General features: G+C 43.7%; 26 protein-coding genes and 1 pseudogene. 16 read left to right on the forward strand and 11 right to left on the reverse strand.

The features are described from left to right. Positions 1-214 precede the first annotated feature (214 nt). The 3 genes and pseudogenes from OH455_RS10150 to OH455_RS10160 all read right to left on the reverse strand — a co-directional run bounded on the left by OH455_RS10150 (position 215) and on the right by OH455_RS10160 (position 1,098). Entirely contained in the window at positions 215-382 is a 168-nt protein-coding gene (locus OH455_RS10150; RefSeq protein WP_333482726.1) for an AbgT family transporter, read from the reverse strand. A gap of 124 nt (positions 383-506) precedes the next feature. Further along, positions 507-716, reverse strand: a pseudogene (locus OH455_RS10155) (AbgT family transporter); the annotation flags it as partial. Positions 717-858: 142 nt separating this feature from the next. Further along, positions 859-1,098: a hypothetical protein gene (locus tag OH455_RS10160; protein WP_045976881.1), complete on the reverse strand. Its 240-nt coding sequence runs from the start codon at positions 1,096-1,098 to the stop codon at positions 859-861. Between the two features lie 298 nt (positions 1,099-1,396). Between OH455_RS10160 and OH455_RS10165 the strand changes: the two genes are divergently transcribed. From OH455_RS10165 to OH455_RS10175, 3 genes are read left to right on the forward strand one after another with little or no spacing between them, the layout of a single operon-like run. Beyond that, positions 1,397-1,714 carry an ArsR/SmtB family transcription factor gene (locus OH455_RS10165; protein ID WP_045976882.1) on the forward strand — a complete coding sequence of 106 codons (318 nt, stop codon included), beginning with the start codon at positions 1,397-1,399 and terminating at the stop codon, positions 1,712-1,714. Further along, a complete protein-coding gene (locus tag OH455_RS10170) occupies positions 1,711-2,121 on the forward strand; it encodes a YeeE/YedE family protein (RefSeq protein ID WP_269981276.1) in 411 nt (136 codons plus the stop codon). Before OH455_RS10165 ends, OH455_RS10170 begins: the two co-directional genes overlap by 4 nt. A 10-nt stretch (positions 2,122-2,131) precedes the next feature. After that, positions 2,132-2,584 carry a YeeE/YedE family protein gene (locus tag OH455_RS10175; protein WP_269981277.1) on the forward strand — a complete coding sequence of 151 codons (453 nt, stop codon included), beginning with the start codon at positions 2,132-2,134 and terminating at the stop codon, positions 2,582-2,584. A 30-nt stretch (positions 2,585-2,614) separates the two neighbouring features. On the opposite strand, the gene OH455_RS10180 is transcribed toward OH455_RS10175, so the two are convergent. Next, complete coding sequence (locus tag OH455_RS10180; RefSeq protein WP_269981278.1) at positions 2,615-3,505, reverse strand: endonuclease/exonuclease/phosphatase family protein; 891 nt, start codon at positions 3,503-3,505, stop codon at positions 2,615-2,617. 294 nt (positions 3,506-3,799) lie between these two features. Between OH455_RS10180 and nrdD the strand changes: the two genes are divergently transcribed. The 5 genes from nrdD to OH455_RS10205 all read left to right on the forward strand — a co-directional run bounded on the left by nrdD (position 3,800) and on the right by OH455_RS10205 (position 9,198). After that, positions 3,800-5,920, forward strand: coding sequence for an anaerobic ribonucleoside-triphosphate reductase (gene nrdD, locus OH455_RS10185; RefSeq protein WP_269981279.1), 2,121 nt, complete (start codon positions 3,800-3,802; stop codon positions 5,918-5,920). Between the two features lie 105 nt (positions 5,921-6,025). After that, positions 6,026-6,493, forward strand: a complete 468-nt coding sequence (gene nrdG, locus OH455_RS10190) for an anaerobic ribonucleoside-triphosphate reductase-activating protein (protein WP_269981420.1) — start codon at positions 6,026-6,028, stop codon at positions 6,491-6,493. Between the two features lie 170 nt (positions 6,494-6,663). Continuing rightward, positions 6,664-7,845, forward strand: coding sequence for an amino acid aminotransferase (locus OH455_RS10195; protein WP_269981280.1), 1,182 nt, complete (start codon positions 6,664-6,666; stop codon positions 7,843-7,845). 75 nt (positions 7,846-7,920) lie between these two features. Then, entirely contained in the window at positions 7,921-8,571 is a 651-nt protein-coding gene (locus OH455_RS10200) for an ATP-dependent zinc protease family protein (protein WP_269981281.1), read from the forward strand. A 216-nt stretch (positions 8,572-8,787) separates the two neighbouring features. After that, positions 8,788-9,198: an NUDIX hydrolase gene (locus OH455_RS10205; RefSeq protein WP_269981282.1), complete on the forward strand. Its 411-nt coding sequence runs from the start codon at positions 8,788-8,790 to the stop codon at positions 9,196-9,198. A gap of 35 nt (positions 9,199-9,233) precedes the next feature. Here OH455_RS10205 and OH455_RS10210 read toward each other — a convergent pair whose 3' ends face one another. Both OH455_RS10210 and OH455_RS10215 read right to left on the reverse strand, forming a co-directional pair. Continuing rightward, positions 9,234-9,707 carry an FKBP-type peptidyl-prolyl cis-trans isomerase gene (locus OH455_RS10210; RefSeq protein ID WP_269981283.1) on the reverse strand — a complete coding sequence of 158 codons (474 nt, stop codon included), beginning with the start codon at positions 9,705-9,707 and terminating at the stop codon, positions 9,234-9,236. Positions 9,708-9,722: 15 nt separating this feature from the next. Further along, the gene (locus tag OH455_RS10215; protein ID WP_269981284.1) at positions 9,723-10,349 is read right to left on the reverse strand and encodes a thioredoxin domain-containing protein; all 627 of its coding nucleotides are present in this window, start codon (positions 10,347-10,349) and stop codon (positions 9,723-9,725) included. A 234-nt stretch (positions 10,350-10,583) separates the two neighbouring features. On the opposite strand from OH455_RS10215, the gene OH455_RS10220 reads away from it, so the two are divergent. Beyond that, positions 10,584-11,201 carry an OmpA family protein gene (locus OH455_RS10220; RefSeq protein ID WP_269981285.1) on the forward strand — a complete coding sequence of 206 codons (618 nt, stop codon included), beginning with the start codon at positions 10,584-10,586 and terminating at the stop codon, positions 11,199-11,201. 101 nt (positions 11,202-11,302) lie between these two features. Continuing rightward, complete coding sequence (locus OH455_RS10225) at positions 11,303-12,085, forward strand: substrate-binding periplasmic protein (RefSeq protein ID WP_269981286.1); 783 nt, start codon at positions 11,303-11,305, stop codon at positions 12,083-12,085. 8 nt (positions 12,086-12,093) lie between these two features. Here OH455_RS10225 and glpC read toward each other — a convergent pair whose 3' ends face one another. From glpC to glpA, 3 genes are read right to left on the reverse strand one after another with little or no spacing between them, the layout of a single operon-like run. Next, complete coding sequence (gene glpC, locus OH455_RS10230; RefSeq protein WP_269981287.1) at positions 12,094-13,323, reverse strand: anaerobic glycerol-3-phosphate dehydrogenase subunit GlpC; 1,230 nt, start codon at positions 13,321-13,323, stop codon at positions 12,094-12,096. Next, positions 13,320-14,624: a glycerol-3-phosphate dehydrogenase subunit GlpB gene (gene glpB / locus OH455_RS10235; protein ID WP_045976903.1), complete on the reverse strand. Its 1,305-nt coding sequence runs from the start codon at positions 14,622-14,624 to the stop codon at positions 13,320-13,322. Before glpB ends, glpC begins: the two co-directional genes overlap by 4 nt. After that, positions 14,621-16,288 carry an anaerobic glycerol-3-phosphate dehydrogenase subunit A gene (gene glpA, locus OH455_RS10240; RefSeq protein WP_443088597.1) on the reverse strand — a complete coding sequence of 556 codons (1,668 nt, stop codon included), beginning with the start codon at positions 16,286-16,288 and terminating at the stop codon, positions 14,621-14,623. Before glpA ends, glpB begins: the two co-directional genes overlap by 4 nt. Positions 16,289-16,764: 476 nt before the next feature. On the opposite strand from glpA, the gene OH455_RS10245 reads away from it, so the two are divergent. Together OH455_RS10245 and glpK are read left to right on the forward strand one after the other, a co-directional pair. Next, positions 16,765-17,616, forward strand: a complete 852-nt coding sequence (locus OH455_RS10245) for an MIP/aquaporin family protein (protein ID WP_045976905.1) — start codon at positions 16,765-16,767, stop codon at positions 17,614-17,616. Between the two features lie 45 nt (positions 17,617-17,661). Continuing rightward, positions 17,662-19,176 carry a glycerol kinase GlpK gene (gene glpK / locus OH455_RS10250; protein ID WP_269981289.1) on the forward strand — a complete coding sequence of 505 codons (1,515 nt, stop codon included), beginning with the start codon at positions 17,662-17,664 and terminating at the stop codon, positions 19,174-19,176. A 55-nt stretch (positions 19,177-19,231) separates the two neighbouring features. Here glpK and OH455_RS10255 read toward each other — a convergent pair whose 3' ends face one another. Both OH455_RS10255 and OH455_RS10260 read right to left on the reverse strand, forming a co-directional pair. After that, the gene (locus OH455_RS10255) at positions 19,232-19,483 is read right to left on the reverse strand and encodes a YgjV family protein (RefSeq protein WP_045977043.1); all 252 of its coding nucleotides are present in this window, start codon (positions 19,481-19,483) and stop codon (positions 19,232-19,234) included. 292 nt (positions 19,484-19,775) lie between these two features. Next, positions 19,776-20,096 (reverse strand): DUF496 family protein, encoded by a 321-nt coding sequence (locus tag OH455_RS10260; protein WP_045976907.1) that lies wholly within the window; start codon positions 20,094-20,096, stop codon positions 19,776-19,778. A 193-nt stretch (positions 20,097-20,289) separates the two neighbouring features. Between OH455_RS10260 and OH455_RS10265 the strand changes: the two genes are divergently transcribed. The 4 genes from OH455_RS10265 to traF all read left to right on the forward strand — a co-directional run bounded on the left by OH455_RS10265 (position 20,290) and on the right by traF (position 22,696). Then, positions 20,290-20,484, forward strand: coding sequence for a hypothetical protein (locus OH455_RS10265; RefSeq protein ID WP_206369190.1), 195 nt, complete (start codon positions 20,290-20,292; stop codon positions 20,482-20,484). Between the two features lie 29 nt (positions 20,485-20,513). Further along, positions 20,514-21,173: a YceH family protein gene (locus OH455_RS10270; protein ID WP_269981290.1), complete on the forward strand. Its 660-nt coding sequence runs from the start codon at positions 20,514-20,516 to the stop codon at positions 21,171-21,173. Further along, positions 21,173-21,490 carry a GIY-YIG nuclease family protein gene (locus tag OH455_RS10275; protein ID WP_045976910.1) on the forward strand — a complete coding sequence of 106 codons (318 nt, stop codon included), beginning with the start codon at positions 21,173-21,175 and terminating at the stop codon, positions 21,488-21,490. Before OH455_RS10270 ends, OH455_RS10275 begins: the two co-directional genes overlap by 1 nt. Positions 21,491-21,556: 66 nt before the next feature. Beyond that, positions 21,557-22,696 carry a conjugal transfer protein TraF gene (traF, locus tag OH455_RS10280; protein WP_269981291.1) on the forward strand — a complete coding sequence of 380 codons (1,140 nt, stop codon included), beginning with the start codon at positions 21,557-21,559 and terminating at the stop codon, positions 22,694-22,696. Positions 22,697-22,759: the final 63 nt, after the last annotated feature.

Genomic DNA, 22,759 nt, shown 5'->3' on the forward strand with positions numbered 1-22,759 from the left:
CAAAATACGTAAACAAGGTTATTTGTTTCTATTGACCTTATTGTTATCTATATAGTTATTCCAATTGAATAACTAATTTTATTAAATAATCATTAACGAGTCTGGAGGCCTTGATGAGTCGAAAATAGCGGCGAGTAGACGATATATTTATTTTATCGTATGGCCTCAAGACAAAAAAGCGCCATAAGGCGCTTATGATTGGTCAACGCTGATCTTAAAATCCAAGAGGTAAACCAAAACCAAAGAAAATCAGTAGGACCCCCGTCCAAATTGTTAGGAAGGCAAGGGAATAAGGCACCATGATTCCGATGACATCGCCAAAGCTTAGTTCCGGTTTGTACTTGCGCATGAAGGCAAGCACGACACCTGCATAGCTCATCATTGGAGTGATGATGTTGGTCGAAGAATCGGCAATTCGATACGCGGCAGAGACTTAAGTCAGGAGTCATGTTTGGGTTGACCTGATACAGCATAGGAACAAAAATTGAACCCAGTAACACCCACTTTGACGTCAAGCCACCAACAAGCAGATTAATAAGTGCTGTAGTAATGATGAAGCCAATCAACATCAAAGCAGGGTATTGTTGAAGACCCATAGCTTGTAGGGTAGATGTACCGAGGTAGGCAACATAAGTCCCTAGGCCTGAATAACTCAATAGGGCAAGGAAGTTGTAACAGAAGAACGTGAGAGCCAGCATATAACAAAGGAAGTACATGGAACTGGGGCGCTATTTATTGAGCTTTCCCAAAATCTCAATAAATAGCTTGGAGGCTTGACACAAAAAGCTTAATTGATTTGGCCAAAAGTCGACGAAATAGGTTTGAGCCGTTAGTGTAGTAAGCATAGGTAAACAAGCGCTACTTGGAGTAAAACCAACCAAGATTGTTCTCTGGGGTATAGTAGAACGCGAGTTCAATTTGGTCGTTAGTATCGCTTAACTTTTTGAGTATTTCGTTCGCTTCTAACAACGTGATTCTCTGATTGGCGCCTTCAAGTTGCTGGACCCAACTAACAAACTCCTCCGTGTCGAAAGCGACACGATACGCTTCTCTATGCTCAAGAAAAGACTGGATAACAGACATAGCGTCAAAATACATAGCCGCACCTAAAAACATTAGTCACTGTAGTAGGTAAGTGTAGTTCAGACTGTGATATCAATTCGGCAACGCTTCATGTTATAAATTTTGCTCGCTTAATGTAACGCTCTTTCCCCGCACTCTACGCACGATAACAATTCAATTCATAGTTATACCTACTCATAATCGCTCTTGATGTCATTCAAATTAGCAAAGCCTAATGCAATCAAATCTAATTAAAAATATTCTAATTTAGAGTTGACTAATTTGTTTGATTGGAACACAATTTTAGTTAAGTAATGTCTAATGTAAGATCGATATGAATTCAAATACTCTTGATATCATTCAAATGAGAGACAGTGCAGAGGAAGCTTCGGGTATCCTCAAGATAATGGCTCATCCGGTTCGATTAATGATCCTTTGCCAACTGACACAAGGTGAAATTGGCGTTGGTGAGCTGCAAAACCGTTCTCTACTCAGCCAATCTGCATTTTCCCAACATCTGACGGTATTACGCAAAAACCATTTGATTAAGGCACGTAAGGTGTCTCAACAAGTATTTTACTCTCTAGCTGACGCTCGAATCGAAACTTTGATTGAGTGTTTCCATGCGGTTTTTTGTCGGAGGGAATCATGACATTCGAATCTTTTCCTTGGTTATCACTGATCGGGGGCGCGTTGTTGGGTTTATCTGCAACTATGCTGTTGATGATTAATGGTAAAGTGGCGGGAATTAGTGGCATCGTCAACGGTTTGCTATCACCAAAATACAATGATCTTTTGTGGCGTTTGCTGTTTGTAATTGGCATGGTTGCTGGTGGGGCTCTTAGCGTCATAGTGATTGGCGTAGAAATACCAAGCACCGAATCTATTCCCACTTATATTCTGATAATTGCAGGCTTGCTGGTTGGGTTCGGGACTCGACTAGGCAACGGTTGCACCAGCGGGCACGGCATCTGTGGTGTCGGTAGATTCTCCTTTCGTTCACTTGTCGCGACAGCCATTTTTATGGTGGTTGCGGCTATGACTGTCTATATTCGCTAAGGTAAACGCTATGGGTAACGCTACTCTTCGAATCTCTGCATTAGTAAGTGGTCTGCTTTTTGGTATTGGTATGGCGTTGTCAGGTATGACAAATCCAGAGAATGTAATTGGTTTTCTAGATGTCACTGGTGCATGGAATCCGAGCCTAGCATTTGTAATGGGGGGAGCATTATTTGTATTTACACCGGCCTATCATTTCTTGATAAAACCTCAAGCCAGAGCACTGTCCGGAGATGCATTTTCCCTGTCTACGAAAGCGCACTTGGACAGTCAGCTCATCTATGGTGCAGCATTGTTTGGCGTCGGCTGGGGACTCGCGGGGATATGTCCAGGCCCCGCTATTACGAGCCTAGCTTTCGGCAATGTTGATATCGTTATCTTCCTAGTATCTATGGTATTGGGGTCATTGATCGCTAGGCATGTGACCGCGCCGAGCAGCCAAATGGCTTCGCAAAACTTATAACTGATCACAAGGCACTCATAGGAACGTCTTTTAGTGCAGTTGGGTACTAATGGGACAGTGGTCACTTAAACGTTGTTGGAGAACCAATGAAGTGGGAAACACATCTTGATTGGTTTGAGTGGTGGTCAACCCGGGGCTGACAATAATGTGGTCGATAAGCGAACGAAACTGGTGTGTTTTATTCGGGTTCTTGCGTGAACGTACCTTACATCTTGCCGGTGTGCCTTTTGTCGCTAGTATGGCTTTTGAAGAGAGAGAAATGACTTTCCATAACCAATCTTGGTTGTAACTGAGGTGGTGATTGAAATCGCCCAGTATGGCGTAGTTTTCTCCTTGTCGCTCTCGCTCAGTAATCCATTGGTTTAATGCTTTACCTTGTGATTGGAGTATTTTACAGTCCCGGCTGTTTTTGTAGGCGCCGCTACAGCGCGCTTTTAGATGGACGGATAGGGCATGTATGGGTTGTGAGCCATTTGGGTTGAGTACAATGTAAGTGCCAAATCTCAGTTTACTATTTCGTTTTTCATCGAGTTGAATGTCTGGCTTGTCCGCCACCTCAATATCTTGTTTGACTGCAAACCCCGTATATTGGTTGATCTCGTCAAACTGTCGCTTCACATACGTGCTTGATGCGCGGTCAGAGAAATAAACGCGATAACCATCTCCAATCACTTTACGCAGAGCCTGTTGGTCGTTCACTTCTTGAAAAGCGAGTACATCACTATTGATTGTCGAAAAATGTTCAGCAAGTGCTTGAAAATCATGTTTGCTTCGCTGTGATTCTGAAAACTTGTCTGAAGGGTGAGATGTCAGCCACTCTAAATTCCATGCTGTGACGGTTAGAGCAGAAGCGGCAAAAGAAGTGGCTGAGATCGTTATCCACAGGACAGCCAAAATCGCTTTGAATTTAGTGTTGGTCATACGCTATAAACTCTGTTCTCTGGTACAGCCTTTATTCTATAAGTACTCAACAAAAATCAAGTTAAAATCGAATAAAAATCACTTTTTTCATACATTTCTTTCAGGCTGAGATCACTGCCACTAAGATCGATTTGTTCTTAATCTAGGGCCTAATTTTATTGATCGAAATCAATACATCAGTTTGATTCGTTTCGTTAAATACGCCACAACATATTGTGTCGGAATAACAAAAATCAACCCTATATAGTGTATTTGTGGATAAGTCTGTGAGTATGTAAAGGGTAAGGAGAGAAGGTGAAACCAGTCGTAATCAAGCGTGATGGCTCTAGAGCTCCGTTTAGCAGAGATCGCATTCAGGCTGCTGTTGAAGCAGCGGCAGAGCATGTAGATAAAGAAATCGCTATATACGCGTTGAATGTCGCATTAGCAGTGGAGCTGCAGCTTAAAGATCACGATGAAGTTCATATAACTGACGTTCAGACGTTGGTGGAAAATGAATTAATGCAGGGGCCTTATAAGTCACTCGCCCGCTCGTACATAGAGTATCGGCATGATCGCGATATTGCACGAGAGAAGCAAAGCGTTTTGACTCGTGAGATCGAAGGATTAATCGAAGAAAGCAATGTCGACCTGATTAACGAAAACGCCAATAAAGATGGCAAGGTTATTCCGACTCAGCGTGATTTACTAGCGGGGATAGTCGCTAAGCATTACGCGAAAACACACATCTTGCCTCGCGATATTGTTCAGGCTCATGAGCAAGGCGATATTCACTATCACGATTTGGACTATGCGCCGTTCTTTCCGATGTTTAACTGCATGTTAATAGATTTAAAAGGTATGCTGACCCATGGTTTCAAAATGGGAAATGCTGAGATAGATACGCCAAAATCAATTTCTACAGCGACCGCAGTGACCGCGCAAATCATCGCTCAAGTCGCCAGCCATATATACGGCGGCACGACGATTAACCGTATTGATGAAGTGCTGGAGCCTTATGTTATGGCCAGTTACGCAAAGCACCTTAACATTGCTCAGGAATGGGACATTCATGAACCTGAAGCGTTTGCGCGCGCGCGCACCGAAAAAGAGTGTTATGACGCTTTTCAGTCTCTGGAATACGAAGTGAATACGCTGCATACCGCCAATGGTCAGACACCTTTTGTTACCTTCGGGTTTGGTCTAGGGACCAGTTGGGCTTCTCGATTAATCCAACAGTCGATTCTTAGAAATCGCATCGCTGGTTTAGGCAAAAACCGTAAAACGGCCGTATTCCCGAAGCTTGTCTTCGGAATAAAAGATGGATTGAATCATAAAGCCGACGATCCTAACTATGACATTAAGAAGCTTGCACTAGAGTGTGCATCAAAACGTATGTACCCAGACATTCTCAATTACGACAAAGTGGTTGAGGTGACGGGTTCATTTAAAACGCCAATGGGATGTCGTAGTTTCCTAGGAACCTATGAGGAAAATGATGAGCTGATCCATGAAGGACGCAATAACTTAGGCGTTGTTAGTCTCAACCTCCCTCGAATTGCAATTGAAGCAAAAGGTGACGAGGGCAAGTTTTATCAGATTTTGAATACGAAGCTAACACTGACTCGTCGCGCTTTAGAAACACGCATTGCTAGATTAGAGAACGTCAAAGCACGAGTGGCTCCCATTCTTTATATGGAAGGCGCTTGCGGCGTTCGCTTAAAGGCTGATGAACCTATTGCTAACATTTTTAAACACGGCCGCGCGTCTATTTCTTTGGGTTACATAGGTGTTCATGAAACGATTAATGCTTTATATGGCAAGCAGACACATGTTTATGACAACTCAGAGCTTCGACAGAAAGCGCTCGATATCATCAAGCATCTTAAAGATACGGTAAACCAATGGGCTGAAGAGTCGGGTTATGGTTACAGCTTGTATGGTACGCCTAGCGAAAATTTATGTAGCCGATTCTGTCGCATTGATACAAAAGAGTTCGGTGTACTGGAAGGGGTGACAGAGAAAGGTTACTACACCAACAGTTTCCACCTCGATGTAGAGAAGAAGGTCAACCCATACGACAAAATCGATTTTGAAATGCCTTATCCGCAGATTTCGAGCGGTGGTTTTATTTGCTACGGCGAGTTTCCAAATATGCAGCGTAATGTTGAAGCATTGGAAAACGTGTGGGACTACAGCTACAACCGCGTTCCTTACTATGGAACCAACACACCTATCGATGAATGTTATGAATGTGGGTACAACGGTGAATTTGATTGCACGAGTAAAGGGTTTACGTGTCCTAGCTGCGGTAATCACGACTCCACTAAAGTCTCTGTAACCCGCAGAGTGTGTGGCTATTTGGGTAGTCCTGATGCGCGACCGTTTAATTTTGGTAAGCAAGAAGAGGTTAAGCGTCGGGTTAAGCATCTATAGAATCCATACATGAATGGATTCAGTGACGAAAACAGGGCGGGAGTGACTCGCCCTTTATCATCAGCACGAAAGCATTATCTCAAGTATCTAACATCGGAAAACGTCATGAACTACCACCAATACTATCCTGTGGATGTGGTTAACGGGCCAGGCACACGTTGTACTTTATTTGTCTCTGGCTGCATACATCAGTGCCGCGGGTGTTATAACCAATCGACACAGAGAATCGACTCAGGAGTATTGTTTACTCAACAAGTGGAAGACCAAATTCTGCAGGATTTGAAAGATACTCGTATTAAAAGACGGGGGCTTTCGTTGTCCGGTGGTGATCCACTCCATCCAGCCAATGTAGCTGATGTTCTTCAGTTGGTTAAGCGGGTACGTAAAGAGTGTCCGGATAAGGATATCTGGATGTGGACAGGCTATAGGCTAGCCGAATTGACGGTGTCGCAACAAGAAGTCGTCGCACTACTTGATGTTTTAGTTGACGGTAAGTTTGAGCTGGAGAGCAAAGATCTCAACCTAGAGTGGCGTGGTAGCTCCAATCAGATTATTCACAGATTCAAGATTTAGATCCATCTAGTAGGTTTTTATTCTGATAGATCTCTTTATGTTGCAAATATGTTAATGGCAAAAGATTTTTATCCTGTTTTGCTCTTAGGCACTAAAATTTTATTTCTGAATTAGGGGATTAAATGATAAGTTGAGGACCGTTACTTGAATTTCAAAGGGTTATGACTTTCATGTTCTCTCATTTACCAACACCTACACTGGATCCTATCCTTTCATTATCAGTCGCTTACCGCAATGATCCTCGTCCTGACAAAGTGGACTTGGGTATTGGCGTCTACAAAAACAGTACTGGTCAAACGCCAGTCATGAAAGCAATATCTCAAGCGCAGGATATTGTGGTCGAAACGCAAAAAACGAAATCTTACGTCGGCTTGGCTGGCTGTGAAGAGTTTAACCAGAGTATGGTTGATTTACTGCTGTCGGGTACTTCAGCCATGGATCGCGTCGCCGCTATCCAAACGCCGGGCGCCAGTGGTGCACTGCGTATGTTAGGCGACCTGATGAAAGTCGCTCAGCCTGAAACGACGGTTTGGATTTCAAACCCAAGTTACGTTAATCATCGTCCAGTAATGGAAGCCGCAGGCCTTAAAGTGAAGCTGTACAGTTACTTTAGCCCTGAAACCAAACAGGTTGATACAGCACGAATGTTAGAAGAGTTGTCTCAGGCGGGACCAAAAGATGTGGTCCTTCTGCATGGGTGTTGTCACAACCCGACCGGGGCTGACATTGATTTTTCTGCGTGGCAGGCGGTGACGGAGTTATCACAGAAAAACGGGTTTATTCCGTTTGTCGATATTGCATACCAAGGCTTTGGTGACGGCTTAGAAGAAGATGCCAAAGGTTTACGCTTTATGGCGGACAATGTGGAAGAGATGTTGATTACCACATCTTGTTCAAAGAACTTTGGCCTTTACCGTGAACGTACGGGTGCCGCCATAGTGGTTGGCAAGTCATTGAAAGATGTTGGCAATGCAAAAGGCAAGTTGCTAACGCTCGCACGTGCAACGTATACAATGCCGCCAGACCATGGAGCTACGCTGGTAAAAACCATCCTACAAAGTGAAGTGCTGACCGGTGTTTGGAAACAGGAATTGAGCGAAATGCAGCAGCGCCTGCTGAACCTTCGTCAAACCTTATGTAATGAATTGAGAAATACCCACAACACGTCACATTTCGATTTCATCGAAAGCCACAAAGGCATGTTTACTGTGCTAGGCTTTACTCAAGACCAAATGACGCAACTCCGTGAAGAATATGGTATTTATGGTGTTGGAGATGGTCGAATTAACATCGCAGGTTTGACTGAAAAAGACATTCCTTACGTAGCCGATGCGATAGTTAAAGTGTCTTAAGTGTCGCTTTAAGGCTCACACTGATGTGGGCCTTTTTTAAAGTGGTCCTATCTTGTTATTGAATTAGGTGATCGAATGAACAAAACATGGAAATTCCTGATTCCAGTTATGCTTAGTGGCGGTTTAATGGCGTGTTCAACGACAGGTCCGCAGCCAGCAGAACCAGACAAAAAACCGCAAATTGAAAAGCCTAAAGTAGAGCAGCCAGATAAAGAAGCTGAGAAACCGCGAAAGCCGGAACCCAAACCGGAAGTAAAACCAGAGAAAAAACCACCGCCAAAACCACAACCGAAGAAAACATCGGATGGAAAACTGATCCTCGGTGAACAGGAATGGGTGTATATTCCTGGGCTTGAAGAGAACTTCAAAGCGCGTATCGATACCGGTGCGACCACGTCATCAATCAGTGCTACTGATGTCGTTGAGTTTGAGCGTGATGGTAAAGACTGGGTGAAGTTCAAGATCGAACACGACGGTAGCAAGAGTAAAGAGATTGCTCTTCCAGTGCAGCGCTGGGTGAAAATTCGTCAGTCGAGTGCAGATGAAGCTGAGCGTCGCCCTGTTGTTGAGTCTTGGATCCAGATTGGAGATTTGAAAGAAAAAACAGAATTCACGCTTGCAGATAGAACACATCTCACGTTTCCGTTGTTACTTGGTCGTAGCTTCTTCAAAGATGTCGCCATTGTCGATGTAAGCAAGAGGTTTGTACAGAAAAAGCACAAATAAAAAATATCGCTCAGTTCAAACGGCACCCATAAGGTGCCGTTTTTTATTATTTTACATTGCGTTTTTTGAACGTAGTGAAAGAACTGAATTGCATATTCGGTTACTCTACGCTGGTTCTTAACATTCAGTATCGGTGTCAGACATTTCTAATCTAAAAAACACAACTCGTCTGAGCCTGAAGCGCCGATATAGTCAGCTTAATCCAAGGAGCCCCCAATGAAGCATTTAGCGATGGCCGTCGTCATCAGAGATGGAAAAGTTCTGATTCAGGAGCGCTACCGACCTGCTCAAGGTATGATTATGGAATTTCCCGGCGGTGAAGTGGACAGCAATGAGTCTGGTACCAATGCCGCGATCAGAGAACTGTATGAAGAGACTCATTTGAGTGGATTGTCTCACGTTGCGACTTACAGCGATATTAATGAATATGGTGGAAGAATATACTATGTTGTTCTTCATGCAGATAAATCGACGCTACCTGTTGCCCATTCAGAACATAGGCAGCAAACTTTTCATTGGATGACAGCGGAGGAAATTCCGACGACCGATTTCTATAAAGCTGATGTTCACTTTATTCAACAACATTTGAATAAGCATCTTTGCAGAGAGTTAAAAGAGCTCGTATAGAAAAAAGGCCAATCACGAATGATTGGCCTTGTTGATTATTGGATTTCCAACAACTCGACATCAAATATTAGCGTTGACGCTGGTGGAATTGGACCACTTCCACCTTTGCCGTAGGCCAGAGGGCTAGGAATGAACAGGCGGAACTTGTCACCTTCTACCATGTATGTCAGGCCTTCTTGCCAACCTTTGATTACTTGGTTAAGAGAGAATGAAATTGGCTCACCACGTTCAACTGAGCTGTCGAACACAGTGCCATCGATTAGCGTACCGTGATAATGCACCTTCACTTTGCTCTTAGCGGTTGGATTGACCGTACCAGTTCCTTTGTTGAGCACAAGGTACTGCAGTCCGCTTTCCGTTGTTACCACACCTTCTTTTTCACCATTTTCAAGAAGAAATGCTTGTCCTGCTGCAAAGTTTTGTTCGCCAGCTTTGCTGTTCACCATAGTGCGATAAATCATGAAGCCAGCAAGCACTAAAACGACGATTGGGATGATTATTTTAGACATGAGTCCTTTCCGTTTTTACTTAAGGTTGTTTTGAATTAAATAGTTGATAGTCTTGGCAATGTCTTCAACATCTTTATGACCGGATGTCAGCACCATATACTTACCGTTTACGATAAAGGTCGGAACTGAATTAATTTGACCTTTTTCAGTGATCTCTTCAGCGACTTGCATTGCTCTGAATAACTGTTTTTGCTGGTCTTGTTTGAGCTCATAAGGACTGGTTAGTCCGCGAGAGTGGAAAGCATCATCGATGGCTTGCTTTCTCGTTGCCATTGTTGCGTCGTCACCCATTTGAGCCGCGGTAAACAATTCATTCATCATCGATGTTTCAGGCTTTTTACCCAGTTGCATTTCAGCGCTGTAATAGATCATGGCACCAACTTGTGCACTCTCGTTAAACGTCACGTGGATCTTACCAATGTTTTGCTTGGTGAGTTGTTCCAATTGAGGCAAAACCAGTTCCATTTTTTTACAGTGGCCACAATTGAGTGAAAAAACTTCAGCCACCTGAGGCAAGCGAAAGGTCGATAAGTTGACAGGAAGTGTTTTGAACTGTTTACCCTCCTGTGGGACATCGCTTTCCGCACATCCCGCCAAGAGAGTAGCAAATGCGATGGTCATTAACGCCAGTATCTTTTTCATAGTATGTTCTCTTTGTAGTCGCTGTTGACACTCTGTTTTCAGCGAGATAACAGTAGGCGGATTTTACTCTTTCGCGGCGAGTAACTAAATAGCAAACAGCGTGAAATGCTTATTAAATCATTTCAGAACGTTAAGTCGTCAACATGCGATAAGAAAAGGGTTAAATTATAATTAAAGTATTTCCAGAGTTGCCGATATAAATGATGTATCGAAACGGAAACGAATGGTGGATCAATGAAATATCTTGCCTTACCTTTGCTCTTGCTTCTCACTGGTTGTGGCAATCTGGCTAAAGAAATGCGTTATCTCACGGATGACATGCTAGAGACCGCCCCAAAAACAGACTTCGAAGTACGATACCCGAATTGGGGAGAGGCACCTCAACTGGCGTCGTCTGGTGTGAAAGGACCCATGGGGCAGATGCGCACCACCAACTATAGTGATCTGCAAAGTTTCCTACTAAAAAACGGTGTCGACTACGAGGTACTGCCGGGTAACCACATCATGGTCAAGTTAACTGATACGGTCAAATTTAATACTGGCTCGTCCATGGTTAAACCTGATTCGATGTATTGGCTGGACATGATGGGCCGATATTTAGCAACACAGCCGGGCATTGATATTGTGATTGATGGCCATGCTGACAGTACTGGAGCGCCGACTTTTAACGATTCTCTTTCCATGAAACGCGCTAAAGCGGTGAAAAAGCAATTGGTTAGCAACAATGTGGCGATGAATTCTATCTACACACGCGGCTATGGTGAATATGTACCAGCATGTTCAAACACGACAAGTGCCGGAAAAGCCTGTAACAGACGCGTAGAAGTTCTGTTTATCGTTTCGAACAACTGACCAATAATTAGCGTAACTCAAAAGCCAAAGCTAAACTCTTCAAATACGATCTGATGTCTGTAGTTTGGTGGCACGTCGCCTTTTTACGTCGTGGAGAGATTATGCTCATTAAGTTTCAACTTTTCTCAAATTGCCTTGTCGTATTTTTGGCCTACTTACTATTTTTCGCTACTCCAAGCTCAGCGTCTACGCAGACGATCACTATTGCTGTTGGTGGTGAGTACCCTCCATATCATTCCAAAACACTACCGGGTTATGGTATCAACGCTCAAATCGTCACGGCTGCATTTGAAACGCAAAATGTAGAGGTAAAGTATGTTCACTTACCAACTTGGAAAGAGGCATTTGACTTTGCAGCACAAGGCAAAGCCGATGCGACGGCGCTGTGGGAGCTCAACGAAGCGTACAAAGAATCTTTCCTTATCAGTGATGTTGTTTATAAGATAAATGCGCATTTGTTCTACCAAAAACAACAAGTGTTCGACTGGAAGCGAGTGGAAGATTTAGAAGGTCTGAAAGTCAGTGCAGTAGTTGGTGGCTATTACGGCGAAGCGTTTGAAAAGGCGGAGAAAAATGGCAATCTCACTGTTGAGCGAGTGCATGATGAAGCTGAAAACATCAAAAAACTGCTTGCTGGGACTATTGACGTATCGCCACTATATATTTTGCACGTCAACTATGTGCTTAATAGTGAAGGTTTAGAATCCGAGAGAAATCGTTTGACTTATCACCCCACACCTCTGTTTGTGAATACTCTGCATGTACTGCTACCCAACAAAAAGCCTGATAGTCAAAAGCATTTGATGACTTTTAATCAAGGTCTAAAAGCCATCAAAAGGAGTGGAAGTCTGCAATCTATTCTCAACACGCATCTTAGCTATTGATCTGCGTTCTAAGTGGTTATCGCCATTGCCAGTAACGTGACTGGGTGAATAGTTTCTAGTTGTGTGTTTTCTTCAATTTGCCATTTGCAGGTTTCGCAATCCGTAATAGCGAAGTCTGCCTTGGCTGACTTGATCGATTCAAAGAGATGATGACCAATTTTCATTGAAACATCATAGTTTTCTTCTTTAAAACCATAGGTTCCTGCCAGACCACAGCATTCGCTATCAAGAATGATCAATTCCAATCCAGGTATTTGTTTTAGCACTTCCAAAGTGAAGATGACATTGCCACTTCGTTCGAGATGACAAGGTGTGTGGTAAACCACCCGTTTGTTGAGCGGTTTCATATTCAACGTATTACCATTCATAAATTCTTTTAACAGAAACTTAGTGATGTATTCAATACGATCGCTGACGTGAGAATTTTCGACGCCTAAAACATGCGGGTATTCCTGTTTGAGTGTAAATGAGCAAGTTGAAGATGTTGAAAGGACGGTATGACCATGGTTAGAAACAGCATCTTCTATGTGTTTGATGTTAAGTTCTGCGTTGCGACGAGCCTTACTATGAAAGCCATTCGCTATCAGTGGGACACCACAACACTTTTCCTTCTCCAAAAGTTGGACGCCGATGCCTAGTGCATTGAGAACCTTGACCAGATCTTTCCCGAGCTGAGGGTGGTTGTAATTGACAAAGCATCCGTGAAAGTAGCTGATTTGACGGGGATAGATATCTTGCTTGGACACGTGTTTTTTGTACCAGTGACGAAACGTTCCGTGGGAGTATTTGGGTAACGATTTGTGCTCGTCGATCCCGACAGTCTTATGCAGGATTTTTTTGACGGGCTTGTTATCCGTTACTTTGTTGATTAATGGAGCGACAGGCGTCGCTAATTGCCCGAAAAGGTCGGTATGGCTGAGTACAAAATCTCTAATGAGTTTAGGGCTATAAGTTTTTTTTCCGTATTTCCCTCTTGCCACAGCAATAATGTCACCAATCTTGACACCAGAAGGACAAGCTGTTTCACAACGTTTGCAGTTGGTACACAGCTTTAATGCTTCATCATAATAGTCGGCGTTTTTTATCCGTAGTCGCTCTCCATCTGGCCCAGATTGTTTAGGACCAGGGTAGAGCGGATTTGTTTTTGCTACTGGGCAGTAAATGGTACACACGGTGCACTTAATACAATGATCAAAACTGGTAACCCGGGGAGCATGATCAGCAAAATAGATCGTCATACGAGGGCCTCCTCTAACGCTATGGCGTGAATAATATTATTCGCGACATGGAAAGCGCTTGCGATAGCAACACCCCCTCCACAGCCTTGTTGTATCGGGTCATAGTGAGCCAACACTGAACCACAGCAGTGCAAGTTGCGAACCGTTTGACTATTCAGAGTTGGATTAAAGTCGCGGTCAGTAATCACGCCATACTGCATGAATGGGTGTGAAGATTGGCTGAAAAAGTCTTTATCTCGCCACTGGCGTCTGTCTTGGTGATAATGAACATCTAAATTAAATATTGGTTCGATAATCTGGTTCGATTCAGCAATGAGTCCATGGCTAAAGTAGCTACCTGAAGCAAGTACATAATGTTTGGCGATGAGCGGAAAGTCTTCTAAGTTGGCCGTCTGTATAGAGCGAATAGCCTTTTTGTCTTGATGCCAATGTGCGGAAACAACCTTGTCGCCCTTGAGCTGTATACCCCCCATTTTGGTAAACATGCCTTGCAATGCCTCTTCGAGCCTAATTCCCAATAGGGAAGGTGGCATTGTGGGCACTTCATGAAAACAAAGTTGAGTCTCGCTTTGTAATCGTTCCATCAATGCAAGTCCGTCGCCATTACCCATGATGGCTGGAAGAATGACTAGGTCATCCGCAGTGGCTCCTGCGCTTAATTGGTGTACAAAACTCGAAAATGCTTTGGGTTGTTTTAGTGTTCGGGCGATATCGATAGAACGTAGCTCATTCGGGTTTTGTCGTAAAGAGTCAAAGCCAGGAATACGGACCGAAAGTATTTTCTTTTCGACTTGGCGAAACTCTTCGATCTGGTTTAGATTATCGAGGGCAAGTTGAGGTTGAAAATCTCGAAACCCATCAATGGAGATTAAAACGAGCCTCTTTAGTGAGGAATTAGGCAGCCATTGATGGACGTACGGCTGTGACAACCAAGTTGGTTTGATTGTACCCAAGGGAGTGATCCGGTAATGATTATGGCCATTTTGGTTTGACGAGAGTGAGACGCCAGCCTCACTCAGCATGGCTTGAAACCACAGCAGCGCTTTTTTTATCTCAGAAACAGATAGCTTGCTATAAGGGTGGTCAGATGAAAGCGCTTTGAGTACAGGAATGCTTTCAAAAGGGTCTGTCACTTCTAAGCCATTTGGTAGATTGCCAAGTACATCAATTGAACCCGAGGAGAAGTGCAGGGAGCTGTGGCCTTGATTAATCAAGACGGTTTTTAATCCCGATTCCAAACACTTCAAAGCTGAGCAGTAACCCGCTATTCCGCCTCCTATCACAACGACATCATACTTCATCTGGTCTCCTCCTTCTCGTCTTTACGAGGGATGCATTGACCAGCACCAAATAAACCTTGGTAAATCCAATGGCTAAACTCAGTCTCTCTAAGTGCATCGCCCCAGAAGATGGGCTTAGTACCTTTCCATCTCTCTTCTAGGAATTCATTGAGGAGCTGACTACACTGATTACCGTCGTGGTTGGCGTACTGGTTAAACAAGCTTGCAGCGCGATAACTGCAAAGCTCACCCTGACATGGCCCCATTCCAAGACGTGTACGGCGACGCAAGTCGACCAGAGTATGCACATTGAGTTGTTTAATCGCGTATTCGATTTCGCCTGCGGTAACCATTTCACACTCGCAAATCACTGCTTGTTTTTCGACACTTCCATTCAGAAAATCAGAAGCACGTTCACCATGACGGTAATATGCTGATTCGTAGACAGGCTTTACGATACTGGCTGTTTTCTTTGGCTTGTTAACTGGTTTGTTTGAGCCGGGAAGGGGTGTGACATGTGTGGTGCATGGCTCATTCACAGATAGCTTCTCGGCCAGCAAGTCTGTCGCCCATTCTGCCATTAGTCGGTAGGTCATGAGTTTACCGCCGGTTACAGTAGTGAAGCCTTTCAGACCATCCCGTTTTTCATGATCAAGTAATACGATACCTCGGCTGATATTGCGGCCGCTTCCATCATCATCGACGGAAACTAGTGGGCGTACGCCAGCATAGGCACGTAGCACGCGAGTATTAGCCATAATAGGAGCAAGCTTCGCTCCTTCTCTCAGCAACACGTCGACATCTCGTTCGGTAACATGGAGATCATTAATTTGATCGTAATCGATATGTTCTGATGTCGTTCCGATGAGAGAAATGGTATCTCCGGGCACTAATATATCGGCGTCTGAAGGTTTTCGGCAGCGATTGATGACAAGGTTGTTGATTCGATAATCGAGTATGAGTAACGATCCTTTTGCTGGGAACATTCTGATGTTGAGATCGGCATACTCGCAAATGTTTTGTCCCCATATACCAGCTGCGTTGATGACTTGCTTTGAAAATATTTGAAAGGATTCGTTCTTCTCAGTGTTGTAGCCGTTCACGCCAAGGACTGTATCTTCATGACGTATTAAGGAAGTAACTTTGGTTTTGTTGAATAGGAGCGCTCCGTGCTCGTTGGCATCTAAAACGTTAGACGCGCATAAACGAAATGGGTCCAATGTGCCATCTGGTACTTGGATCGCCGCTTTTATTTTGGGGTTAACATTAGGTTCCAGCTTAAGGGCTTGTTTAGCTGACAGTCGCTTGGTGGGGATATCTGCTTTGCTACAAGCGTCAACAAATGTGTCCTGAAAGCTAAGGTCGTCTTCAGGTAAGGTAATAAAGAGACCACTTGTATCCTCAACACAATGACGAGCAATGCTTTTAAGTATGCGGTTTTCTTGAATACACTCTTTTGCTGACTCACTATCTGTGACGGCGTAACGAGCTCCGGAATGAAGTAATCCATGATTGCGTCCAGTAGTTCCGGACGCAATATCGTCTTGTTCTAATAAAATGCAACGGATACCACGCAGTGAGCAATCGCGCATGATCCCTGTACCTGTTGCACCCCCGCCGATGATGACCACATCAGTTTCGAACCGTTTGACCATAGTAAATTTGGGCCTTGGTGAAATATCCATAATTATAATGTGCCATTACTTTCATCTATTTTTCGTTAACTTGTTCACATATGAGCGAACGAGTATTTTTTGATTGTTGTGTTGCTCATCATTAACCTTTTATTTTTGCAATCAGTTAAAATTCGGGCAGATATACACGGTTAAGACGGTTTAAAAGTATACGTAACAATAGTTCAACATATGACGAGTGATTTATTAGAGTAAATACACCTGTTCTGTGTCAATGCTTTTTGAATGCAAGCGTTAGTGGGGGTGCATCGGAGTGATGTGAGAACATTGTTAATAGTGGTTTTTAAAGTGAAGATCAAAAAATTGATTTAATTAACAAAATAGAGAACATAAAAATAACAAAACGTGCTCGAACGCTCATTAATCAGGTGTGGACGTTTAATCTCATACCTATGTATGCAAAATACGATTCGCAATCAATACAAAAACTAAATTGCACATATTTAATGTAAACAAGGACTCTTACTATGACGAATAGAAAACCCACCTTACTTGGTGAATGTATCGCTGAGTTTATAGGTACCGGACTATTGATATTCTTTGGCGTTGGCTGTGTAGCCGCTTTAGTACTTGCGGGTGCTCAGTTTGGGCAATGGGAAATCAGTATTGTCTGGGGCTTTGGGGTAGCTATTGCTATCTACTGTACAGCAGGTGTGTCAGGAGCGCACATCAACCCCGCTGTCACGATTGCATTGGCGGCTTTTCATGGATTTGATAAAGCCAAGGTTGTGCCTTACATCATCGCTCAAATGTTGGGCGCTTTTTGCTCAGCTGCGTTGGTATACAGTTTGTACAGCAACTTATTCGTCGATTATGAGATAGCACAGGGCTTTGCGCGCAGCAGCCAAGATGCATTGGCAACGGCAGGAATCTTTTCTACATACCCTCATGCGTCGTTGTCGTTTGCCGGAGCGCTAGCGGTTGAGTTTGTTATCACAGCGGTTCTAATGTTTGCCATTTTAGCACTAGGTGATGAAAACAACGGCGCGGCTCGTGGCGCAATGAACCCGCTACTGATTGGTGTTTTGATTGCTGTCATAGGTGGCTCTCTTGGTCCACTAACGGGTTTTGCAATGAACCCTGCACGTGACTTTGGCCCTAAGTTGTTTGCATACCTTGCAGGTTGGGATTACGCGCTCTCAGGTGCTAAAGAGATTCCATACTTTATCGTCCCTATTTTAGGTCCGATTGCTGGCGCATGTTTTGGCGCTTGGGCTTACCCGAAATTTATCGCTCAATACCTGCCAAATACAGGGACAGGTTGCACGATTCCAAACCAGTGTGAAGACACTGAAGAGAATCAAGAAGCGCACGTTTAATACTAAAATTACAAATAGAAATCTCGAAACTAAAAGGAAATGATCATGACTGAGCAAAAATACATAGTTGCGCTAGATCAGGGCACCACAAGTTCACGTGCGGTTGTACTAGACCACGACGCCAATATTGTCAGCGTTTCTCAGCGTGAGTTTACTCAAATTTACCCACAAGCGGGCTGGGTAGAACATGATCCAATGGAAATCTATGCGACACAAAGCTCGGTGTTGGTCGAAGCACTGGGCAAATCGGGTATTCGTAGCGACGAAGTAGCTGGTATTGGTATTACAAACCAACGTGAAACAACCATTGTTTGGAACAAAGAGACAGGCAAACCGATTTATAACGCGATTGTTTGGCAATGTCGTCGTACTGCCGCAATCTGTGAGGATCTCAAACAGCGCAATTTAGAAGAATACATTCAAGAAAATACAGGCTTAGTTTTAGATCCTTACTTCTCTGGTACCAAAATCAAATGGATCTTGGACAACGTTGAAGGGGCGCGTGAAGATGCCGCTGCTGGTAAGCTTCTGTTCGGTACGGTTGATACCTGGTTGGTTTGGAAGATGACTCAAGGCCGTGTTCACGTCACAGACTACACTAATGCGTCACGTACGATGCTGTTTAATATCAATACACTTCAATGGGATGAGAAACTGCTTAAGGAAATGGATATTCCATTGTCTATGATGCCTGAGGTGAAGAAATCATCAGAAGTGTATGGTCAAACGAACATTGGTGGTAAAGGGGGGACGCGTATCCCAATCGCTGGTATTGCAGGAGACCAACAAGCCGCACTGTACGGTCAGATGTGCGTTAACGCAGGTCAGGCAAAAAATACCTATGGTACGGGTTGTTTCCTTCTAATGAATACTGGTCAGGAAAAAGTGACGTCTAAGAATGGTTTGCTAACCACTCTCGCTTGTGGGCCAGAGGGCGAACCAGCCTATGCATTAGAAGGTGCAGTCTTTATGGGCGGTGCATCGATCCAATGGCTACGCGATGAAATGAAGTTATTGGCAGACGCAAAAGATTCAGAGTACTTTGCGACTAAAGTTGATACATCGAATGGTGTTTATGTCGTCCCTGCCTTTACTGGTCTGGGTGCTCCATACTGGGATGCATACGCACGCGGTACCATTGTTGGACTGACTCGTGGTGTCAATTCCAACCACATTATCCGTGCCACATTAGAAGGTATTGCTTACCAAACACGTGATGTACTCGATGCCATGCAAGCGGACTCTGGAATTAAGCTTGAAGCACTTCGTGTCGATGGTGGTGCGGTTGCTAATAATTTCTTGATGCAGTTCCAGTCAGATGTACTTGATACACAGGTACTGCGCCCTAAGGTCACTGAAGTTACTGCATTAGGTGCGGCTTATCTTGCAGGTTTGGCAGTGGGTTTCTGGAACAGTTTGGATGAAGTGGCAGACAAAGCAGAAGTGGACAAGACCTTTGCCCCTCACCACGATGAAGAAAAACGCAATCGTCGCTACAAAGGCTGGAAGCGTGCGGTGAAATGCGCACAAGCTTGGGCAGAGATGCACGACGAAGACTAAAACAAAAGGCCCCGGATGAATCCGGGGCCTTTTTATATCTGCTGATATTCATTCGTTAAGCGGCGCTTTCCGCTTCAGCGCTCTTTTTTTCGCTTTGCATCTTTGCAAGGAAGTAAATGTTAACACAAGCGATGAAGCCGTTAGTCACAACGACTGGCCATGCGTCAATCATAAGACCGTAAGCAGTAAAAAGTGCACAACCAATAAAGTTGAGTACACGTAGCTTAACGATGTCTTTCATGGTTAAAGAGATAGCTACCATGATAGATGCAGCGTAGCCTAAAATTTCAACCATATTCATATCCATAATTTGACCCTCTAAAGTTTGCCGAACTGTGTCGGTACCAATTCTTCTCATCGTGAGATATATGAGGAAGCTCCATGCCTCGAATGGTCTGAATGATTATCTAAAAGAAATATAGCAGGGCTAAATGTGTGATGAAAGCCCCAGTTTTGTGTTTGTAGAAGGTTAGCGATTACGCAAACGTTTTACGTGGATTAGTCAATTTTAATAACCAAAAATGTTGGTTATATCTCGACTTTGATTAAAAAAGCCCGCATTGTTTCATGCGGGCTTAACGTGTTAATGATGCAAAAAACTACTTCTTTTTACCTTGCAGTACTTGCTTGTCTTCTTCTGTCAGTTCTCGTATACGGCGACTGATGTCACGACGCTCTTTGGAAATTTCGGCGCTTTTGATGATGTGATCATCAACGCGGTCTTCATAATCGGCTTTCATGTTCTTGATAATGGCGACAATTTCTTCTGGCGTCATATCTGGTTTGATGTAGTCCATCAGGTTGTCTAACAGGTCTACACGCTTTCGGTTATCGCGAACCTTTTTTTCATTATCAAGCAACTCGCGCTTTAGCTTATTTTTACGGCGGGCCTGAGCTACAATTTCAAATACACCACTCATAGGTTCCTTTCCTATCTTTACTTACCTTTAACTGTCAATGATTAAAACACAACATTCCTGCCGATAACAGTCTTAAGATCAATCATTACAAAGCGTTGGTGGATTTATCGCCGATCCAATTAATAGATCATTGAGTAGCAGCTATAGTTCAGGATATGATTTGACTATCAATATCAACTGCTGCCGCAATACTATGCGAACTTCTGACATTATCATTCCCAAACCTACACTCACTGAAGCCCCCCAACGTTCCAGTAAACTCGTTGAAGCTTACCGCAAAGAACGCACTTGTCAGGAGATCACCGACGTTGAATTGAATCGTAGTAAAATCGTGATGATCGATGAAAACGGAATCATGAAAAAAGTTCCCATCCTTTCTGAACATTGATTTGGGAAGATTCAAATAAGGAGATAACAATGAGTATAGAACTAAATCCTATTGAAGCCCGTGTAATTGGTTGTTTGATTGAAAAAGAAGTCACCACGCCAGATTACTATCCGTTGACCCTAAATAGCCTTACCAGCGCGTGCAATCAGAAGAGCAATCGTGAACCAGTCATGACACTGAGTGATATTGACGTTCAACAAGCCATTGATGGACTTATCACACGTCGTCTAGTCAGTGATGAGAGTGGGTTTAATAGTCGCGCTAGTAAGTTTCAACATCGTTTTTGCAACACTGAATTTGGTGATCTGAAACTGACTAAGCAAGAGAAAGGGATTGTTTGCTGTATGCTGCTTCGTGGTGCTCAAACTCCAGGTGAGTTGCGTACCCGTACTAACCGTTTAGCAGAATTTACGGACGTGAAAGAAGTCGAAGCTGTACTGGAGCGAATGGCGGATCGAGAGGAAGGGGCTTTGGTGGTAAAATTGCCACGTGAAGCAGGTAAGCGAGAATCACGTTATATGCATTTGTTCAGTGGTGACGTTGATCTGGAAGCGATTACAGCGATAAGTTCTTCTTCTGTTCAAGCAACTGTGAACGATGATCGTGTCGAGGTCCTTGAACAAGAAGTGGCGATGCTAAAATCGGAAATGGCACAACTTCGTCAACTTGTCGAGCAACTCACAGCTTAATGTGTCAGTCCAAACAACCTGTAACGTGTTCGGATTGGTACGTTTATCTTATTCGGACACGCTTGAATGCTCTGTATTGTGGTATCACTACGGATGTTGAGCGACGCTACTCTCAACATCAATTAGGCACTGGCGCTAAAGCGTTAAAGGGAAAGGGGCCATTAACACTGGAATGGTCAGCCAAAGTCGGTCAAAGTCGTTCATTTGCTTCAAAAATAGAGTGTCGCGTCAAGAAACTCACGAAATCGCAAAAGGAGCAGTTGATTTCAGGCAGCTCAAATTTAACTGACTTTTTTGATATTGATCTGCTCAATTAAATTCCCATCTTTTTCTGAAATTTGTATTAACCTTGATTATGAGATGTCAAAAAGGTTGATATGGATATGAAATTATTAACAAAAGTATCATTATTAATTGTGTCTGGGTTAGCTGTCTTAACTGCGCAAGCAGCAACGGTGGTTCCCGACGGTCGTGGAAATGGCATGGGGAACGCGGGAGTCACGACTGCCGATTACGTGTTAGCGCCTTTCTACAACCCAGCTTTGGTAGCGGTATACAGAGATTCTGATAGTTTCGGTATCCTCTTTCCCGGTATTGGAGCTAGAATTAGAGATACAGATAAAACCCTTGAAACCGTTGATGATCTTCAAGATGTAATCAAACAATATGAAGCCAACTCTTCAACGTCTGGCCTTGAAGCGCAAATTAACAGTTATTTGGATCAGCTCTCAGATGATAAACCTCTGGGCGTGAACGGCGGTGTTATAGCGTCTGTTGCGTTGCCTCTGGATGCTTTTTCCACAAATTTGTTTTTGCGCGGCTACGCTGATGTCATCGCAAAAACAGATATATCTAGCGACGGGAATACTCAAACTCGCTATGAAAACTCCCGCGTAGACATGATTGCTTTCGGCTACAGTGAGTTTGGAGTGGCCATTGCTAAGCGCGTGTCTATTTCAGGACAGGATGTATCGCTTGGCATCTCACCAAAATTTCAAACCTTGCGTACCTACAAGCAAGCACTAACCGTCGAAAACTTTGATTTGAGTGATTATGATCAAAGCGAAACCAAGGAAAACGCGTTTAATTTGGATCTTGGTGCTGTATGGTTTTATCACCAGTTTCGCGCAGGTATTGCCATAAAAGACTTGTTTTCACAGGAATTACAGACTCTTGATATCAGTGGTGTGAGTACTTATAAGTTGGATACACAGGCCACCGTTTCAGGTGCCTATGCCTTGGATTACTTCGTCGCAACGGTTGACTGGGATCTCACTAAGCAAGAACGTTTTACTGACCAGAATGATGACACTCAATTTTTACGCTTTGGGATTGAAGGGAATGCGATGGGCTGGGCGCAACTTCGGGTGGGCTATGAGATTGATCTCGAGGACACATTGGACAATTCCATTACCGCTGGTGTTGGCGTTAGCCCCGGTGATTTAGTGAGTTTGGATTTGGCTGGAAGCTATGCAGGTGATAACCAATATGGCGTATCGGGTAATCTGTCTTTTACCTTTTAAGGACAATTATGCCACATTGCCTTTTTTGTAAGTTAATGTTTTTAATAAGTTAATTTATTGCCG

It is taken from the genome of Vibrio sp. T11.5 (genome assembly GCF_027587155.1).
Classification (GTDB): Bacteria; Pseudomonadota; Gammaproteobacteria; order Enterobacterales; family Vibrionaceae; genus Vibrio; species Vibrio neptunius.